We start from the raw sequence: 17574 nt of genomic DNA on the forward strand, positions 1-17574 counted from the left end.
TTACATATTTACGTTTGAAACCAAGCCTCCCTCTATCAATCTATGACCCATTTTCACACGTATCTCAGCTGAATCCCAAAAATATATTTCGGATTAATTAGTAAAATAATTGAAATTATGGTAAATACGAACCCTTCTTTTGTACCAGATGAAATTTGGTATAATTGTATTTAAAGAAATTATTGCTGATAGATAGAGAAAGGAATATAGAGATTGAAAAAAATATTTCAGGCCAAAAAATTCGTAATATCAATTCTGGCATTAGCCATAGTAGTCAGTATTTATTTTGTGCTTCAATCCACTACATCACTCACAAGAGATGTAGCAAACCAAGAGAATCCAATTCAGCTTGTAAGTGAACAACCTAAAGTGGAGATAAGTAAACCAATTCCTAATCAATTTAATGGTCAAGTAAGAAAAGTGGCATATCTTACATTTGATGACGGACCGGGAAAGTATACATCTGAACTTTTAGACATATTAAAACAACATGATGTTAAAGCAACATTTTTCTTAACTGGTAAGAATGTAAAGGCATATCCTGATTTAGTAAAACGAGAAAAAATTGAAGGACATTATGTTGGTATGCACAGCATGACGCATGATTTCAAAAAATTATACACAAATGGTGACTATGTAAATGAAATGAAAACAAATCAAAGTTTAATAGCAGAATTTATTGGTGAGAAACCTCAATTAACAAGACCCCCATATGGCTCCATGCCTGGATTAAACGAAGCACTTCGTAATCAAGTAGCAGAAGGTGGCTTTAAAGTATGGGATTGGACAATTGACTCTTTAGATTGGAAATATAATAACTTACCAATTGAGGCGGCTTCCCAGAGCATTGCACAAAATGTACTTATTAGTGCGACTAGGTCTAAAGAAGTCATATTAATGCATGATATTAATCCTCAAGCTATTGCAGCCGTACCAGCCATTATAAAAAGTTTAAAGGAAAAAGGGTATGAATTTGAAGCTTATCAAGAGAATAATCACTTTCCTTTAAATTTCTGGGAAGATCCACGTATCTAATGAATTATCCGAAATTCATCTCCCACCTATCGTTGGGCTATCGCCCTGCACACGCTTGAGGAAGGAGAATTCTTTCGGATAATTCGTTAAAAAATAGTAGCATCTAAAATACGTATACGTTGAAAATAAGAAGTGTATTTGTTTGAAATTTGAGATGAATCGTTTAGTTTGCTTTTGACTAATAGGGAAAATACGCGCTGTAGAAATAAAACAGCGTATCGGTTAAAACGTTGATTAAGTCCTTCTGAACTCATGAGTGTAGCTGTATTTGCATAAAGTTGACTACATAATCGAGTGAGAGAATTGCTTGCTACGTGTTGACTAATCCAAATACATAAAGCAGCCAAATCTCGTGCGCCATACTTACTTTTACGTTTTACGAAACCCGTCTCCTGCGCGAGTTGTTGAAGGATGTTTGGAGATAGAGATCGCTGTAGTTCTTCAGCGAATAAATGAAACTCATCTTGAATCGATAGAGTCATACAAAACGCCATTCTTTCTGTATATTTCTACAAAAAGAATAGCGTTTTTTTGATTATATAAATACAAATTTATCTTAGCTTGATAGCGATGTTTTTTCCAAACACGTCAAGTTAACATAACATCACTTATTAGCAGTCAATAGACATAGAAACCTAGCAAAATCCTTCAATTATTGTAGCAAAACAGTCATTTTCAAATCTTCAGCACCTCCATTTTTTAATGTATTATTTGGACCACTAAGATACGTAGGTTCAATTGTTAAGGATTTTGGAGGATTATCCATTGGTGGAAGAGCTAAAACAATATGGTGTCCGTAAAGTCCCGTGCTACCAACTTGTAAGCTTTCTCCTTCATATGTTTTTCCATTATCATCAGTCACAGTATAATCAAGTGCTGGCCAACCGTCATTAGCTTCCATTTCTTTTGGATAATCAAAGGTCAAATCAATCCTCGTTGAAAGTGAAGAAAAGGTCACTTGGTCTACTGTTAATGCATACAGATTATCTTTCGTTAATGTTTTTATATTAGGGGTGAATTTATGAATCTTACCTTCAATTTTTGCAAGAGGAAATGCTACGTTCCATGTTCCTGTTTTTCCAAATAAATCTTTCCCATGGACAGCAACATCAATTTTATCACCAAATTCACCGTAATTAGCCAGAGTGAATTCATGCTGCTCAATAATAGTGTTTCGTCCTGTTGACTTCTGTGCAGCAGAACCAATTGCAGGTCTGATTTCTTCTTTCCCATTAATGGTTACATAAGTAAATCCAGCTTTTTCTTCATTATTGCTAATGGAAGCTATATTTTCTCCTTTGTATTCCACCGTGACCACTAAACGTCCACCATCGTAAACAGCTTCTTTCACATTCATCGTTAAACCACTATGGTTATCTTGTCTCTCAATTGATGTAGCAAGCCTATCCTTTTCAATTTTATCAGAAGCAATATCATTAAATTGTGCATAAATGGGACCTATAACTGGAACACTCGATAATGTCTGTGCTATAGCAGGAGAAATGAATCCAAAGCCTAAGAAAGAAACACATATTCCACAAGCAACAAAACTAGAATACCTGATTGTTTTTTTTCTACGGTATTGATTTTTCTTAGCTTGAAGCATGGCTGTTCTTTCTCTTTGAATTAACCGATCTTCTGGTATAAGAATATCATTGATATGGTGATTAAATTCTTCTTTATTCATAACTATATCCCTCCTTTAAAATGGGGCGTAAGGCTTGCTTTGCTCGATGTAATTGAGATTTTACCGTTCCTTCTGGAGAATTAAGAACCTCAGCAATTTCCTTAATAGATAAATCGTGATAATACCTTAATAAAATAATAGTTTTGTAAGTAGGATCTAAGAAATTAAATGCCTCGGTTAAATCCAATGATTGTTCTAATTTATTCATGCTCTCTTCTGTACATAAATTGGCGAATATTTCATCATTTGCAACGAATTGTCTAGAGGATTTCCTTACAAAATCAATGGATTTAAATACAAGAATTTTGGTAATCCAACTTTGAAATTTCTCCGTTTTTTTTAATTTTCTCAATGAAAGATATGCTTCGTAAATTGTTTCTTGGTATATATCCAATGCATCTTGTTCATTTCTTACATACGAATAGGCTGTTCGATATAATTTTTGGCGAACACAAGTAATAAGTTGTTCAAATGCTTGATCATTTCCTCTTTTTGCTTGTTTTACTAGATAGGCTATGTCCATTTTTATTTCTTCCTCCCTTTACTAATATAGTCGAATAAGAGAATAAAAAGGTTGCAAAAATAAGTGTATATATATAAATCTCCTACAGCTTATTGCAGTGATTAATATCCAGCATTAAAAACACCATATAAAAAAAGTCAACAGCAATCTTAGGATAATGTTGCTGTTGACTTCTTTTATATACTAGATTTAGTGATTTAGATACTCGTATTACCTATAAACACCCTCTTTTTTTATAAAGGTGATTGGTTCAGGATGGTTAATATAAACAACACTAATGCAATCTGCAATAAAATCATATATGTCGTCGTCAACATAGGCAATTTTCATAACGTCAAAAAGGCTGTCAGAAACTTGATTCGTATTTAAGCTATGAGCATATTGACCATGTTTTTGAATTTTCCTCATGATTAAATCTACAGTTTCTTTTTGATTCGTTGATAGACTTGATTCATTTTTAAGAGATGTGTTTATAAAAGCACAAAAATATTCAAAATTATCATCCCAATTTATATTCCCATTATTCTGAGCTTCATACCTAAGTTTTTCGATTTGACGCAGTAATTCCCCTTGTAAATTATCCGCTTGCCCTTGTTTTGGGACCAAAGTTTTCCAGATGTGCTTTGATTCTTGAAAGTACTTTTGTTTATATCCGTGTATCGTCTCAACATTCAAAGTTTCGAGTTCTTCTACAATACTTTTCGTGTTGTCACAATCTTCCTTCTTTTTAAATCTATCAAATGATTTCAACAATACCCCTTCTTTCAAATACTGTTAGATTTTCAAGAGATTGATGGATACCAAGAAAATTTTGTATCACTATCAAGTGGTTTATTCTGAGTTTCCTTTTTGATTAGGCTGAACCATTCGTTTAATATTTGAGCTTTTGGTAATTGAGAGGCTGGGTCGTCTTCCCAGATGATGTGTGAAAACCATGCCTTTGTTTCCCATTCAAATTGCAATTCTGCAAACGAGATTGTAGGATGGTCCGCTTCAAGAAATTGCTGGTTTACTGCATCTGAAACTTCCGAAGCTTGTGGTAACAACTCGTTCTTAATCCTTTCTCTAATCGCCTGATCTTCTAACTGATTCCCAAAATACAATTGTCCATTAATTTGATAGAAAATATCAAAAGAAGCTTCACCTTTTTTAAAATTAACCAAAATAAAAGCACGTTCCACATTATTGTCAGCAGCTTTTACAGTATTGACGATTAAATTTTGTGCCATTGATACCCAATAACTATTTGCTTCTTCTATTGGAGATTCAACATATAATTCTTCATTTAATTCATTGAGGGTTGCCTCACGTTCGTTTACTTGTTCCACCTTTTTGAACAACCTACTAAAAAAGCCCATAATTTCTCCTCCTCTTTTCTGTTTCCGTATATTGTATTTTAATAATTAAACAATATTGACAATGCAATCATATCATTTCTAGTTGTAGGTTTCGAATAAAGTTTGATCAGATGTTGGTTTGAAATAAAGTTTAATCAGATGTTGGTTTGAAATAAAGTTTAATCAAAAAAGCTCTCCTTTACGGAAAGCTTTTAGATTTATAAATATATTTAAGAATAAAACTTTAATTATATTTACTATTCTTTCATTTTATATACCCTATCTCTTTTCTCATCATTTTTTATAAAAGTAAGCTTCCCTTCAGTAACAAAACCTTCTAGAATTAAGCATACTTGTCCGTAAACTTTAGGCTTATCGGTTGTGAATCTCTCATCTGGTATTTTACCAGATAGTATTAATTTTTCGCATAGCTCCAATGCACTTATTTCTTCAGAATTAAGCAATTCCAAGATATTTTTCTGCAGTGGCGATAAAGGGACTTGTATTTCAGCAGCCTCCACTGTATTCTCTTCAAATAAATCTTCAAATGAAATTTGATTCATCTCATCTTTTCCTTTCTAATAATGACCTTTTAAAGTATTAACTGTTGTTCAGCCCTACGATAACTTTCAAAATCTAATTAAAGTAGCTCAGTATTTATCAGGTTACATCGGTCAGATATTCTTCATAAATTTAGATTCAAGTAGTATGTTTTGATTATACCAAATATACGTTCTGCTATCTATTCAGGTATTCGTTAAATGGAAATTTTAAAGTGCAGCTGAAGTTTGTCATCTGCCTATTTCTTCATTTTACAAAGACGTAAACTTATAGAAATAGATTTTATTCATACCGATAGAAATGCAATCCATAAATCTAATATGGAAAGGTTTTGGTAACCTGCTAGGTATTGATATAAGAAAGACAGAAGAAGAATTACTTATTACATGGCAATTAGCAAAGATTCGTATTCCATTAAATGAAATTATTGAGGTTACCGAAGATATTACGTATGCTGATGTTGAAAAAGCAGATGTAATCCGCATTGGAACAGCATACAGCACAACAGATCGTATTGTAATGTAGATTTAGAATAAAGATTGAATAATAATACCCAACAAGCGAACATTTTACGATAAATAAAAAGAATCTATTTTGAAAAAAGATTGTTCAAAATAGATTCTCCTATTTTAGCATTTAGATTTATTTTCTTAAAAAATTGAACATGTTCTGCCTTTTTGTTAAACAATAGCTCTCTATAATGGATTAAACAAATATAAACCGAACTTTTATATATAGTGTAATATAACTCTTCAGTTTAAACCTTCAGGTAATCTCCATCCGAAAGACAACTTTTTTACAAGAGAATTGTTAAAATACGAAACCATTAATAAGGGGTTGATTCTGCCTGTAGATTAGTAAATAAAGCATGTAGATATCTATCGATTACAACTCTACAAATTCTACCTCTTTTTAAGCAACCTCTTATTAAGCCTTAGAAATATCTACAAATCCTTCTCCGAATACATCACGAACATCGTGTATAGCGATGAAAGCACTCGGATCCGTAGTTTGAACAATCCGTTTTAACTTTATTACTTCTTGCTTGTTAATAACAATATAAAGAATGTCCTTTGGGGTTTTTGTGTAATAACCATGACCTGAGTATACAGTAACACCTCTGTCCATTAAGGTAGTCACCTTTTTAGCAATTTCATTCGGGTTATCAGAAATAATCGTAATGGCCTTCTTCGGATTCAAACCTTCAATTACAAATTCCATTACTTTCGTTCCTACATATAGCATAATAATTGTCAGCATCAGTTTTTCTGCACCAATGATGAAATAAGATGAAAAAGCTACTATTAAATCGAAAAACAGTAAACCATAGCTAATGCTCCAGCCTAAATACTTATGTGTCATCCTTGCTAAAATGGTAGTACCTGCTGTCGTTCCACCAACACGAATGATTAGACCGATACCACATCCTATAAATACTCCTCCAAAAATAGCATTTACTAGCATTTCATCCGAAGCAATTGTCCAGCCTTCTGTTAGATGAAGAAAAAGCGAGTTGGTAACTACAGCAATAATCGTATAAATCGTTGTTACCTTATTCAAAAATTTATAGCCAACTATTAACAGAATCGCATTTAGAATTAAGTTGACTAAACCTGGTGACCACTCAAATAAATAGTAGGTTATAATCGTGATACCAGTTACGCCTCCTTCACCAAACTCGTTCGGGATAACAAACAAATTCACACCTAACGCAAAAAGGAATGCGCCAATAATAATAAAACTAATGTCTGTGGTTCTTTTTTTCATACAGTACCTCACTTCTTATAAAAATATTTATTCAGGCATAAACTCTCACCATTATATCGTGGAACATTAAAATCGAACAGTGGTTTGTTTTTATTTTAATATAGGATTTTAATCAAACTTTATTCTAAATCTACATGTAATTAAAACACTAAAACAAAATTATTTACTATGTACTACAAATAAAGTTTCGATTTTACATGTAATTCACGCCTAAATATTACTATGTATACTGACTGACGCAAAGTTCTATTTAAAAACAAAGATGCGAAGCCATAGAATAGACTTCGCATCAAGCATTTGATCACAGCAATTTATATGAAATTATATACCTGCTTATACATCAGTATGTTGTTTACCACGTATGTCACACATTACTTGTAACCCATTTTTTATAACGGAAGTGAAACAATACACCATCCTCGGTATTGATTACAATTTCGGTTTGTAGATTCTAATACTATCATCACTAACTTCAACTGTTATCCTCTTAATTGACTTCTATCTTCCATCCCCCACACCTATTTCATTTGATACATCTGTACACTCGCTTAGTGAAATTTATCATACCTATAATTCACTATTCATACCCCTTACTTTGAATCGTAACTTTCAAATAGCATAGTCTTTCCTTTGTACTCAACAACCTCAATGCGAGAACCAATGTCTAAACGTTTGTATACTTTCTTACTTACGCTACCTGTGTGCGTTTCACCATCTACTTTGTACTTGATTTCATAAGTCTTAAACCCTCTAGGTGTGTACTCTTTCATGTCTACGACTTCCGCTATACTTGACTTACCATGTTGTCTGGCTTGTATCTCGTTGTACGTTCCTACCCCTATGAGTAGGAACGTACACACTAGAAACACTACAATACAAACAATTCTAAATCGTTTCTTTTTCAATATAATACCCCTTACTTTACATCGTAACTATCATACATGATTGTCTTTCCTTTGTATTCTAGTACTTCTATTTTAGAGCCTTTGTCTAACTTCTTGTATAACTCTTTATCTATATTACCTAAGTAAGTCTTATCTTTTATTTTGTACTTGATTTCATAGGAGTTACCTCGCATAGTTGAATATTCTTTCTTATCCACTACTTCTACTATTACTGGTTTACCATACTGTCTGACTTGAAACTCTTTTATTGTATGTTTACCTACAAAGATATGGCAGGTGGGGAATATTTGACGCTTACGTCTATTCCATTCATAAGTGATGGCACAACTAAGCCAATTGTAGTAAAAGAGTAGAGAAGTTTGAATGATGAAATTTAATTATGAAATCTTTATATAGAGACTTTCACTCTATAAGTGTTAATATATCATGTTTATATTCGAATGAATATTCACCCGTTTTTTCTAATAGAACAGGTAAATATTGCTTTACCATTTCAGCAATCCCTAAATTATGAGGATTCATTATCCAATCAATGTGCTTCCAATCGAGAATACCTTCTCTTGTTTTTTTCATGGATTCATTACCTAATGTTGCATCTACTTCAAATAAATACACATATAACCCATCTTTTTTACGATCACTAGTATCCCATGTAATGACACCCTTTGAATAATACTGATTTACCTTAAATCCTGTTTCTTCAAACACTTCACGAATTGCCCCCTCATCAGCTGTTTCACCTACTTCATTTTTACCACCAACACCGTTCCATACTCCCATAATTGGTGCCTTTTCACGATTCAGCATTAAGATTTTATTATTACTTTTTAAGAAACATACGTTATATTTAAACACTTAATCAGCCCCACATTTAAATTCAGTCTTTATTTATACAAGTATACAATACAAATCCCAGAATGCCATTTCTATACTTTTAAATGTAGTGTAGTACTTTAGAAAACTAGCAAATATTTTCCGATATGAAAAACCCCTGTTTTATTTCGATAAACAGGGGTTTTTGGCTTTTTAAAAGACTTAGAGAAATGTATAAAATATATAGTGTCTTTCAAGATAAGCACTGAGTAGTTGAAGGTCATTTTCTTATTTCTATATTATTTTCGGGCATTTCCGATGTTTTGTAGCTTGCTCAAAAGCATAAGCAAGTTTAATTAATATACCCTCACTAAAAGCAGAACCCGCAAAAGTTATACCAAACGGCCTTCCACTTTCCATGTATCCTGCAGGTAGAGCTATAGACGGATACTTTTTCTTTTACTTAAAAAAGCCTGTACACTGTACAGGCCTTTTCTTCGTTACTTTTCTACTTCTATAATACGTTTCATCGCCTTCATTTGACCAATATGATCAGCTTCATGGTACAACATCATACCGTAAAGCTCACCTACCGTTTCCAACCCTAAGAATGGCTCTGAAAGTTTCTCTTCAAATACTTCTTCCGGAATTCCATTAATGCGTTGTGCTTGCTCTTGTAATTGAGACCTTAACACTTCTAATGAGGGGCCTTCTGTTTTCCATTCAGATGGTTTTGTCCCATATCCAAACAAACCTGGATATTCACTTGGCAAATGCTTAAACTCTTTTCCAAACATAAAAGTCTCTGCTGCAGTTAACACGTGACCAATATGCCAACGAATTGTGTTGTTAAAGCCCTCCGGCTGCTTATCGACAGTTTTATCATCCAACGTCTCCATAAACTTAACTAATGCCCCACGTGTTAATTCAAATTGTTTTAAACCTATTGTTCTATTCACTCTATCGTTTCCTTCCTTATGTACAGTTTATTTAAATTTACCAGAAACAATCACGAAATACATCTAATATGCTTAACGAACTCCAACTCCCATATACGGTAAGACAATCTTGAATATCTGCTATCACCTCAATTTTTAATTTCCCTATCATGTCATCACAGCCGATTTTCCCCATACTTTCTTTTACACGTTCTTGTCTTTTCGTTTGCTCCAGTACCATGACAGAAAGCTTATCGTGAGTCTGTCTGGAATGTAAAGGTTGATTATGGTCTTCTGTCATAGATTGCATTTCAAATCGCTCTACGCCAGAAAATGTATCACTTCCGTTTCATCCATCATGACCAAACGACACCGTGATAATGTTGCTCGTCTAAAGACACCTATTAAAGAAAGAATGGGAAACTAATATCCAAGACTATAAAAACAGCGGATTATCAAAAGCTGCATGGTGTCAAAAACAGAACATAACGGTTTCTGATTACAAATATAATTTTTCTTTTTCCCTCCTTCAAACACTATCCAAAACCGTAACACCTCTTGAATTGCTTGAAATTGAAAGCCTATATAAAGAAAAATTAGACACGCGTAAGTTTGGATACACTTCAAATTAAATAATGAAATTAAGAAAACCTCTTGCGTACATTACGCAAGAGGTTTCCTTTTACTTATTCTTAAATTTTTCCTTCGCCGCTCTCATCTTCACATTCAAATCATGATCAATAGAGTCACGAATATCACGCTCTACTACTTCCATTTCTTTTTGGAAGTTTTGTAAGTAAACTTGTAATTCTTCTTCTTTTTCAGGACGTTGTGAAGGTGGCAACTGCGCTACGAGTGACAACATAGCAATTAAATCTTTCATTAAGAACGTTTCCAGTTTGTGTTGTTGTTCAAACATACGTTGTTCTTGATAATATGGAAGTGCGTTTAATACAGAAATTGTAATATCATCAACGGTTCTTTGTAATGATGGATTAACTGAACGTTTATACGCTTGGATTTTATTCAATGCATCTGGGTAACGGTCATAAAAATACAATTTATAAAAAGATAGATCCGTCGGCTTAGATGATTGTTGTGATTCTTGTCTTAAGAAATCTTTTACTTTCATCGCTGCTACGTCGATGTCTTCATTTGTAACTTTTTTCGTTGTTTTCGCCATAACATGCACTTTCTTTTGTTTATCTTTCGGTAACATAGAGAAAACTTGTTCTCTTGTACGTTGATCCGCCGAACAGAAAAGGGTGTTAAATGCTTTTTGCTCCTTTTTCCCTTCTGTACGAATCCAGCGATAAAAAAGTGGATGTTGCGTAAACTCTTGTAGAAATGGCGTTGATTTATTTGATAACTTTTCAATCGATTCATGCGCTCGTTTATATGGCTTCGCCCATGATAAATAAAATTTCCGACCGAAATAAACGAATAAAACAACAACTGTAAATCCTAGTAAAAGCAAAATCCCACCAATCATTAAAACAAATTCGAAGAAACCCATTTTTTCACCTCCTCTAATGCTTATTTATTTCTTCGGACGCTGAATGAGCTTCTGCTTCATTTCATCATTAAATGTGTCAAGTTCAATAACAAACTTCTTACTAGATTCAATAATACGCTCTGACGATTTCTCAGATGCTTCAATAGCCGCAAATACATTTTGGAATGATTCACGCAATTTATCCATGCTAATTGCTGGGTTTTCAAGCAACTTCGTCGTTTCTTCTGTGTTTTGTTTTAAAGCTTGTGAATTACTTAATACCATTGATTCAATTGCTTCATTCGTTGCATTAACTGCATCAATCGTTTTCCGTTGATTTGTTAATGCAAGCTGAATTGCCGCAGAAACCGTAACAACATTTTGCGTCATTGTAATCGCATTACGAATTGCTTCTGTTAACTTTTCGTTATTTTTCTTAATGATGTCTACAGATGCAATAGATTGCAGTAATACGCTCTTTGCTTGCTGCATGTTACGCGTACGTACAAGAATTTTTTCTAATGCATCATTAATTAACGGAATATCTCTTTGGCGTTCTGGATTTTGCTTTTCTGCTTCAAGCATTCCAGCAAGTTTTCTACCAAGATACACTTGCTTATCAAGCGCATGAATTTTATCATGTGATTGCTCTTTTAACATTTCTAAACCGACTGTATCTTCTTGAAGATTATCACGTCCAATAAGTAAGGCTCTTATAATCTCCTCAATTTGTTTATCTATGGATTGATATTTATGAACATATGTCTCAAGTGGATTTTTCTTGAAAACCTTAAACATAAATTTCTTCATACCTGATGCTTTTAATGAATTGGGATCAAGTTCTGATACAACTTTACGTAGTTCTAACAATGTATTTGGAATCTCTTCATTCTTCCCGTTCATCATTGCAGTCACAGGACGTTTTAGTGCTGATAATGTTTGTCCTGCTGCTTGCTGTTCCTTGTCTCCTAAATCTCCAAGCTGGGATAATACTTTTGAAAGATCAGTATTTTGTTCACTATTTAACTTTTGTACGTATAAGTCAGCTTCTTTATTTAGCTCTACAAGTTCTTCATCTTTAATAACTGTATCCACAACTACTTGCATATTATCTTTCCCTACTGATACGGGTTCTTTTTTCTCTAATTCAGTCAACAAAATCGCTCCTTTATTTATATGTGCGAATTTATTTGCACTATATTTTGATACCCCATGTATTTCCACTTCAATATCATACTCAAGATAACCGAACATTGAATCTCCGCTTATGCAGTCATTCCCTGTTTCTTACTATAAGTATACCTGTTTTGTGCATTCTTTTCCTCAGACTTAAGACCTAGAAAGCTACGTGCTGGAGGCGGATTCTTCACGTGTTACTCAGTTTATCGCTTAGCAATTCAGCTCTCAATTTCATTTTGTCTACCTTCCCATTCGGCTTCTTGGGTAAATGTGATAGTACAGTCCAATTTCTTGGTTGCTTGTAAGATATTAATTTTTGACGGCACTCTTTTTGAATATCGACTAACTCTTGAGAAAATTCCTTAACAATAACAGCCCGTATAATTTCTCCACGATTCTCATCTTTCTCCGAAAACACTACTGCTTCTTTCACCCCGGTGATTCCAAGTAATACACCCTCTATTTCACCAGCGTACACAAAGCTTCCAGCAGCTTTTATAATGTCTCGGTCTCTACCTACTAAAACAATTTTCCCATCTTCTCTTTGAAAACCAATATCATGTGATGTTACCCAATCTTCTATGAAAGTAGCTTTTGTTTGTTTTGCATTTTCAATATACCCTTCAAAAGCCTGACCGGATCGAACAAATAATTTCCCAAAGTTTTCTTTGTTCGTTACTACTCGTTCTTTTTTCTCATTAAAAAAGGCAATCTCTACATCTGGGAATGATATCCCGACTGTTTCAGGTGCAGCTCTTGCATCTTCTGGTGTTAACAGTGAGGCATAGCCCATTTCTGATGATCCGTAATATTCATACAAAAATGATTTAGGAAAACATTCCTCGAATTTTTGTCTTTGTATAGGCAATAATTTTGTCCCAACTGAAATCATACACCTCGGAATCATTTCCTGCACACTTCCTTTGTTCTTTGCGTGACGAATTAGAGATTCAATTAAAGCTGGTGTAATAGAAGCACACGATCCTTTCGCTTTAAAAAAAGCATCTGGTGTGAACTTAGATAGTAAAACAATCTCAGCTCCTATAGCTAATGCATGAAGTGCCGGATATAGCTGAGCTGAATAGGATAAATGTAACGGAACTACTACACGATCGCTTTCAATTAGTGAAAATGCCTTACTCCACCCTTCAAAACTACTAGTCCAGGATTGATGACTTTTAACAAACCCTTTCGGTGTACCTGTTGAGCCTGAAGTATAACCAATGAAGTATAACTCATCCTTACTGTTCACATGTCTAAAAGGTAATGAGATGGTACTAGGCTCAATTGTTTGACATAAAGTCTCTTTAGATGTAATAATCCAATTAGGCTCCGCACTACTTATAATTGTTTGCCATTCAATTTCTGTAACGTCTGGATGAACTGGCATTATAATTCCACCAATTTTTGAAACCGCAAGTGCATCTTGAATCCATTCCATCCGATTTTCTAACTTGATAATAAAAATATGTCCTGGCATCGCTCCGTCTTGTATAAGAGCTGAGGCACGATTTGAAACACATTCTGCCAATTCTCTGTAAGTCCATCTATTATGTTGTTCCGAAAGCGCAACGTAATCTGGATATTTTTGCGCCTGTTCATAGAAATAAGAATGTATACGCATTTTTTATTAAATCTCCTTGTTGAATATGACTGTATCTCTTCATTTTTTTCTTGCCACAAAAGCACCTTTTTGAAAAGCAAGCAATACCGTTTCAAACGTATCATCTTCTTCAATCATCTGAATAAATTCTACTAATTCTTCTGTATGCGAAGTTGCATTATCGATTACCAGAAATCCCTTAGGTTCTAATATCCGCTTTATATTTTCCCACCACCACATGTATTGGGTACGCTCTGAATCTAGAAAAATAAAATCAAATGAACGATTCACTTGTGCCTCTAAAAATGCACCAGCTTCCTGGTTATGAATATCAATACGATGTCTCAAATTTGCTTTTTCGAAATTCATAAGCGCATCTGCAACACGTTCTGAAGAAAGTTCCACGGTTGTCACGATCCCCTTTGTTTCTTGCACAGCATTTGCAAGCCATATTGTGGAATATCCATTCGATGTTCCGATTTCCAATATCCTTTGAGCACTACATCCTTTCACTAAAATAGATAAGAATTGTCCCATTTCTCGAGAAATATTTCTTAACCTTTCTTCTCTCTTTTCTTTTGTGCGATCATAGTTTTTTCCGTATTCTTCAAGTTCTAACAACAATAATTCTATATGATGCATGTTATTCATCGCCTTTCCAAGCAAATTTAATAAATGATCAAAGTTGATGGAAAACTTGATTATGTTTGTCTACTTCTCATTATATGCTAAATGAAGACGTTTTTCCTGTTACAAGACAAAGAATTGAATTTTTTTGTGGCATATTGTTACGTTTTTTGGTAAAGTTAATTTCTACGTGCAATTATTCCATTCACATTATTTTACAATCAAAACGTAATTATAAACTTCATCTCTAATCGGTATTTCACATGAAAGAAGCGCCCTTTTGGACGCATTTTCTTTTGTTTATAACTGAAAGTAAGAAAGGATGCTCTAAATATGAACGTGATTAGTTTAGAAGCTGCTAGAAAGCGAAAGCAGCATAAAAAGCAAATGATAACTATACCGATTATTAAACGTATTTATGAAGAAGACGGAGAAATCAAATTCGAGGTATTAGGCGAAAAAGATGTTCCTCTTGAAATATTAGAGAAATAAATTAAAGACGCATTTCAGTAGAAGTGCGTCTTTTTCATCCTATACATTCCGATTTAAATGAATAAGCTTTTCAGGATTCACCATCATGTAAATAGATGCAATTTTCTCTTCTTGAAACTCAAATGAAAGCACATACGTAGCGTGATTATTTACATTTACAATAACACCTGGTATCCCATTTACCATTTTAAATGTAATGGAGTGTTCTTCTGGCAATTTTTTAATGATCCCTGAGAATAAACGTACAATCCTTTCAGATGTGTAAATTGGTTTAGAAGCCGTTGTAACCTTCCCTCCACCATCGGATTTGAAAATGGCATCTGTCTTTAAAATTGCTAACATTTCTTGTACGTCTCCTCGCCGCAAAGATGCAACAAATTGTTCCACATATTCAGCCATTTGCTTTGTATTTAATTTTGATGGTTTCGGTTTAGCTAATACACTTTTTCTGGCCCGATGAAAGATTTGTCGACAGTTTACACTGCTCTTTTCAACAATTGATGCGATTTCATCGTAATCATAACCAAAAACTTCTCGTAATATAAACACCGCCCGTTCAACTTCAGATAACTGTTCTAATAATAAAAGGTACGCTGTAGATATAGACTCCTTCATTATATATGTCATTGAGGGATCATCACTTTCTTCAACAAGTGGTTCAGGTAACCACACACCAACATAAACATTTCGTTTATGAGCTGCTGAACGTAATTTATCGATTGCACGATTCGTAACCATCTTACATAAATACGCTTTTACATTATCAACAGACTCTTTCTCTTCAATTTGACTTAATGAAAGAAAGGTATCATGAACAATATCTTCAGCATCCATAACACTTCCGAGCATACGATAGGCTAAAGAAAACAATAAAGGTTTATACAATTGATACAATTGTTCCATTTCCACACTCACATGCCCTCTTTCAATTTGTGACTTTACTTTGCTCTAAAATTTGTAGCGCTGCTCGTTTACCGCTAGAAACTGCAGCATCAGCTAATAATTCATCATGGCCAGCCCAATCCCCTGCAACATATATCCCTGGCATTTCAGGGACAATAGGTCCTGGATTTTCAGTGCGACCAATATGAGGAAAATCATATGTGACTGTTATACTAGGTAAATATTGCTTTACAACTAACTCCTGTCGCCACTCTGGGTGTAATAAATCCATTGTATGCTCTAACATAATTTTATCATCATTAGAATTACTAATTTGCAATGCTGGATTATGATATTTTATCAACCCCACCACTACCGTCCCATCTTCACTTAACTTAGCGGCTCTCGATTGATTCGTAAAAAATACAGGCTGATCTAAACCTAAAACAAATTGGTGAGATGGATTGGGTAATTTTCTTAAACCGAGATCTAATGAAGCCGCTGTAACTGGTATAGACTGTTCTTTCCATATTTGTAGCGCAGTATCTTTTGCTCCCTTTATAATTTCACAAGCTTCTTTTGGTGGGAGCGTAACAACAACCGTAGAAGCTTCATATATTTGATCACCGGAACAATGAATTCTTTGCATATAATCTGAGTGCTCAATTTCAACTGCATTGTTATTAGCCATAAATTGGACTCCAGCATTCATAGCTTCATCTCTTAGTTTTGTTATAATTGTCTCCCAACCACCATCTACATAAATAACTCCTTCTTTCATTGATCTTTGTATCTGCTTTAATACAGAAGATGCAAGTTGTATTGTCGGAGCATATGTGTAGGTTGTTGTCCGGCATAATGCATAGAATATATTTCTTACCATCGGATCTTTGATTTCTTTTTCCGCCCATACACTCAGACTCATTTTAGGAATTGTCTTCAAATCTAATTTCCCTAGCTTCAACACCAGATGAGAAAATTGTATTTTAGCAGACCATGAAAGTAATTGGGTGGATAAGATTGATCGAAAATCTGTTGGTATTGTATACACATCATTTTTCCATATACCATGCGCGTTAGTAGAAGGAATGCCTCCAGGAATATTGATTCCAAGTTCTTCAAAAGTAGATAGTGCTTCTCCCCCGCGATATAAAGCGTGTGCCCCAAGATTCATACGGACGCCATTTTTATTTGTTGTCATTGCTCTTCCGCCAAGACGATTTGATTTTTCTAGTACAACTACTTTTTTCCCTTCCTTGGCTAAATAAATTGAAGCTGTTAATCCAGCAAGTCCTCCGCCTATAATTGCCACATCAAACGTTTTCATATTAATACCCCCTTGTTGTTCTACATACAAGACGGATGAAGAAAGAGAAATGTGACATCTTTTAAAATTTATTTCCCCTTCAAAAACAAAAAGATCCTTTAGTACATATTAAATATTTTTTGTTTACATAATATAATTATCAATAACTTATATGTAAGGACACAATACTTTTTTCAGTGAACGTTACACCACTCAAAGATATGAATGTATTTACGAAAATAGTTTGATGTTTGCAAGGTAAATAAAGCCTATGATTTTTCAAAAAATATCATTTATTTACTCTATTTTATATTTCATTCAAAAATACATTCATTGTACACAAATAGGTACAAGCAATACTGCACACTAAAATAACTAGACTCATATCCTAATTCGTATACTTAATCCTATTTGAAAACAGAAA

Annotated in this window: 18 protein-coding genes and 4 pseudogenes; 4 read left to right on the forward strand and 18 right to left on the reverse strand. The window is 33.9% G+C overall.

Going from position 1 to position 17574, the window contains the following annotated elements; all coding sequences use genetic code 11:
- Positions 1–213 precede the first annotated feature (213 nt).
- Complete coding sequence (locus CN373_RS07295) at positions 214–1035, forward strand: peptidoglycan-N-acetylglucosamine deacetylase (RefSeq protein ID WP_000719261.1); 822 nt, start codon at positions 214–216, stop codon at positions 1033–1035.
- Between the two features lie 89 nt (positions 1036–1124).
- Here the strand turns inward: CN373_RS07295 and CN373_RS07305 are convergent.
- The 6 genes and pseudogenes from CN373_RS07305 to CN373_RS07330 form a co-directional block, all read right to left on the reverse strand.
- Positions 1125–1517 (reverse strand): annotated as a pseudogene (locus CN373_RS07305) (IS4 family transposase); the annotation flags it as partial.
- A gap of 170 nt (positions 1518–1687) precedes the next feature.
- Positions 1688–2722 (reverse strand): DUF4179 domain-containing protein, encoded by a 1035-nt coding sequence (locus tag CN373_RS07310; RefSeq protein ID WP_098359020.1) that lies wholly within the window; start codon positions 2720–2722, stop codon positions 1688–1690.
- Positions 2715–3245 (reverse strand): sigma-70 family RNA polymerase sigma factor, encoded by a 531-nt coding sequence (locus CN373_RS07315; RefSeq protein ID WP_098359021.1) that lies wholly within the window; start codon positions 3243–3245, stop codon positions 2715–2717. Before CN373_RS07315 ends, CN373_RS07310 begins: the two co-directional genes overlap by 8 nt.
- A 210-nt stretch (positions 3246–3455) precedes the next feature.
- A complete protein-coding gene (locus CN373_RS07320) occupies positions 3456–3995 on the reverse strand; it encodes a hypothetical protein (protein WP_000834470.1) in 540 nt (179 codons plus the stop codon).
- 32 nt (positions 3996–4027) lie between these two features.
- Positions 4028–4603 (reverse strand): hypothetical protein, encoded by a 576-nt coding sequence (locus tag CN373_RS07325; RefSeq protein ID WP_000505577.1) that lies wholly within the window; start codon positions 4601–4603, stop codon positions 4028–4030.
- A gap of 236 nt (positions 4604–4839) precedes the next feature.
- A complete protein-coding gene (locus CN373_RS07330; RefSeq protein WP_001071934.1) occupies positions 4840–5145 on the reverse strand; it encodes a DUF3895 domain-containing protein in 306 nt (101 codons plus the stop codon).
- A gap of 337 nt (positions 5146–5482) precedes the next feature.
- Here CN373_RS07330 and CN373_RS07335 point away from each other — a divergent pair.
- A pseudogene (locus CN373_RS07335) lies at positions 5483–5665 on the forward strand (hypothetical protein); the annotation flags it as partial.
- Positions 5666–6070: 405 nt separating this feature from the next.
- Here the strand turns inward: CN373_RS07335 and CN373_RS07340 are convergent.
- From CN373_RS07340 to CN373_RS07375, 6 genes and pseudogenes are all read right to left on the reverse strand, one after another.
- Entirely contained in the window at positions 6071–6910 is an 840-nt protein-coding gene (locus CN373_RS07340) for a YitT family protein (protein WP_000747505.1), read from the reverse strand.
- 590 nt (positions 6911–7500) lie between these two features.
- Positions 7501–7815, reverse strand: a complete 315-nt coding sequence (locus CN373_RS07350) for a hypothetical protein (protein ID WP_000730196.1) — start codon at positions 7813–7815, stop codon at positions 7501–7503.
- A gap of 402 nt (positions 7816–8217) precedes the next feature.
- Positions 8218–8670 carry an NUDIX hydrolase gene (locus CN373_RS07360; RefSeq protein WP_000477645.1) on the reverse strand — a complete coding sequence of 151 codons (453 nt, stop codon included), beginning with the start codon at positions 8668–8670 and terminating at the stop codon, positions 8218–8220.
- Between the two features lie 252 nt (positions 8671–8922).
- Positions 8923–9087, reverse strand: a pseudogene (locus CN373_RS07365) (amidase); the annotation flags it as partial.
- Between the two features lie 41 nt (positions 9088–9128).
- Positions 9129–9587 (reverse strand): DinB family protein, encoded by a 459-nt coding sequence (locus CN373_RS07370; protein ID WP_001082290.1) that lies wholly within the window; start codon positions 9585–9587, stop codon positions 9129–9131.
- Positions 9588–9624: 37 nt separating this feature from the next.
- On the reverse strand, positions 9625–9876 hold the full coding sequence (locus CN373_RS07375) for a hypothetical protein (protein ID WP_001191526.1): 252 nt from the start codon (positions 9874–9876) through the stop codon (positions 9625–9627).
- A gap of 109 nt (positions 9877–9985) precedes the next feature.
- On the opposite strand from CN373_RS07375, the pseudogene tnpA reads away from it, so the two are divergent.
- Positions 9986–10198 (forward strand): annotated as a pseudogene (gene tnpA, locus CN373_RS26150) (IS66 family insertion sequence element accessory protein TnpA); the annotation flags it as partial.
- Positions 10199–10248: 50 nt separating this feature from the next.
- Here the strand turns inward: tnpA and CN373_RS07385 are convergent.
- The 4 genes from CN373_RS07385 to CN373_RS07400 all read right to left on the reverse strand — a co-directional run bounded on the left by CN373_RS07385 (position 10249) and on the right by CN373_RS07400 (position 14485).
- The gene (locus tag CN373_RS07385; protein ID WP_098359022.1) at positions 10249–11082 is read right to left on the reverse strand and encodes a DUF3974 domain-containing protein; all 834 of its coding nucleotides are present in this window, start codon (positions 11080–11082) and stop codon (positions 10249–10251) included.
- 24 nt (positions 11083–11106) lie between these two features.
- Positions 11107–12216 carry a toxic anion resistance protein gene (locus tag CN373_RS07390; protein WP_033664688.1) on the reverse strand — a complete coding sequence of 370 codons (1110 nt, stop codon included), beginning with the start codon at positions 12214–12216 and terminating at the stop codon, positions 11107–11109.
- Positions 12217–12427: 211 nt separating this feature from the next.
- Positions 12428–13864, reverse strand: a complete 1437-nt coding sequence (locus tag CN373_RS07395; RefSeq protein WP_001219911.1) for a class I adenylate-forming enzyme family protein — start codon at positions 13862–13864, stop codon at positions 12428–12430.
- Positions 13865–13903: 39 nt separating this feature from the next.
- Entirely contained in the window at positions 13904–14485 is a 582-nt protein-coding gene (locus CN373_RS07400; protein ID WP_000546434.1) for an O-methyltransferase, read from the reverse strand.
- 318 nt (positions 14486–14803) lie between these two features.
- On the opposite strand from CN373_RS07400, the gene CN373_RS25495 reads away from it, so the two are divergent.
- A complete protein-coding gene (locus tag CN373_RS25495; RefSeq protein ID WP_098359023.1) occupies positions 14804–14962 on the forward strand; it encodes a hypothetical protein in 159 nt (52 codons plus the stop codon).
- Between the two features lie 39 nt (positions 14963–15001).
- Here CN373_RS25495 and CN373_RS07410 read toward each other — a convergent pair whose 3' ends face one another.
- Positions 15002–15871: a sigma-70 family RNA polymerase sigma factor gene (locus tag CN373_RS07410; RefSeq protein WP_000425120.1), complete on the reverse strand. Its 870-nt coding sequence runs from the start codon at positions 15869–15871 to the stop codon at positions 15002–15004.
- Between the two features lie 16 nt (positions 15872–15887).
- Positions 15888–17171, reverse strand: coding sequence for a phytoene desaturase family protein (locus tag CN373_RS07415; protein ID WP_000846443.1), 1284 nt, complete (start codon positions 17169–17171; stop codon positions 15888–15890).
- Between the last annotated feature and the right edge of the window lie 403 nt (positions 17172–17574).

Source organism: Bacillus cereus (assembly GCF_002561295.1).
GTDB lineage: Bacteria > Bacillota > Bacilli > Bacillales > Bacillaceae_G > Bacillus_A > Bacillus_A cereus_S.

Excerpts from the sequence above, each read along its gene's own strand:
- CN373_RS07330 (WP_001071934.1), bottom strand. The coding sequence starts at position 5,145 with ATGAATCAAATTTCATTTGAAGATTTATTTGAAGAGAATACAGTGGAG.
- CN373_RS07400 (WP_000546434.1), bottom strand. The coding sequence starts at position 14,485 with ATGCATCATATAGAATTATTGTTGTTAGAACTTGAAGAATACGGAAAA.
- CN373_RS07375 (WP_001191526.1), bottom strand. The coding sequence starts at position 9,876 with ATGCAATCTATGACAGAAGACCATAATCAACCTTTACATTCCAGACAG.
- CN373_RS07340 (WP_000747505.1), bottom strand. The coding sequence starts at position 6,910 with ATGAAAAAAAGAACCACAGACATTAGTTTTATTATTATTGGCGCATTC.
- CN373_RS25495 (WP_098359023.1), top strand. The coding sequence starts at position 14,804 with ATGAACGTGATTAGTTTAGAAGCTGCTAGAAAGCGAAAGCAGCATAAA.
- CN373_RS07315 (WP_098359021.1), bottom strand. The coding sequence starts at position 3,245 with ATGGACATAGCCTATCTAGTAAAACAAGCAAAAAGAGGAAATGATCAA.
- CN373_RS07325 (WP_000505577.1), bottom strand. The coding sequence starts at position 4,603 with ATGGGCTTTTTTAGTAGGTTGTTCAAAAAGGTGGAACAAGTAAACGAA.
- CN373_RS07415 (WP_000846443.1), bottom strand. The coding sequence starts at position 17,171 with ATGAAAACGTTTGATGTGGCAATTATAGGCGGAGGACTTGCTGGATTA.
- CN373_RS07385 (WP_098359022.1), bottom strand. The coding sequence starts at position 11,082 with ATGGGTTTCTTCGAATTTGTTTTAATGATTGGTGGGATTTTGCTTTTA.
- CN373_RS07310 (WP_098359020.1), bottom strand. The coding sequence starts at position 2,722 with ATGAATAAAGAAGAATTTAATCACCATATCAATGATATTCTTATACCA.
- CN373_RS07395 (WP_001219911.1), bottom strand. The coding sequence starts at position 13,864 with ATGCGTATACATTCTTATTTCTATGAACAGGCGCAAAAATATCCAGAT.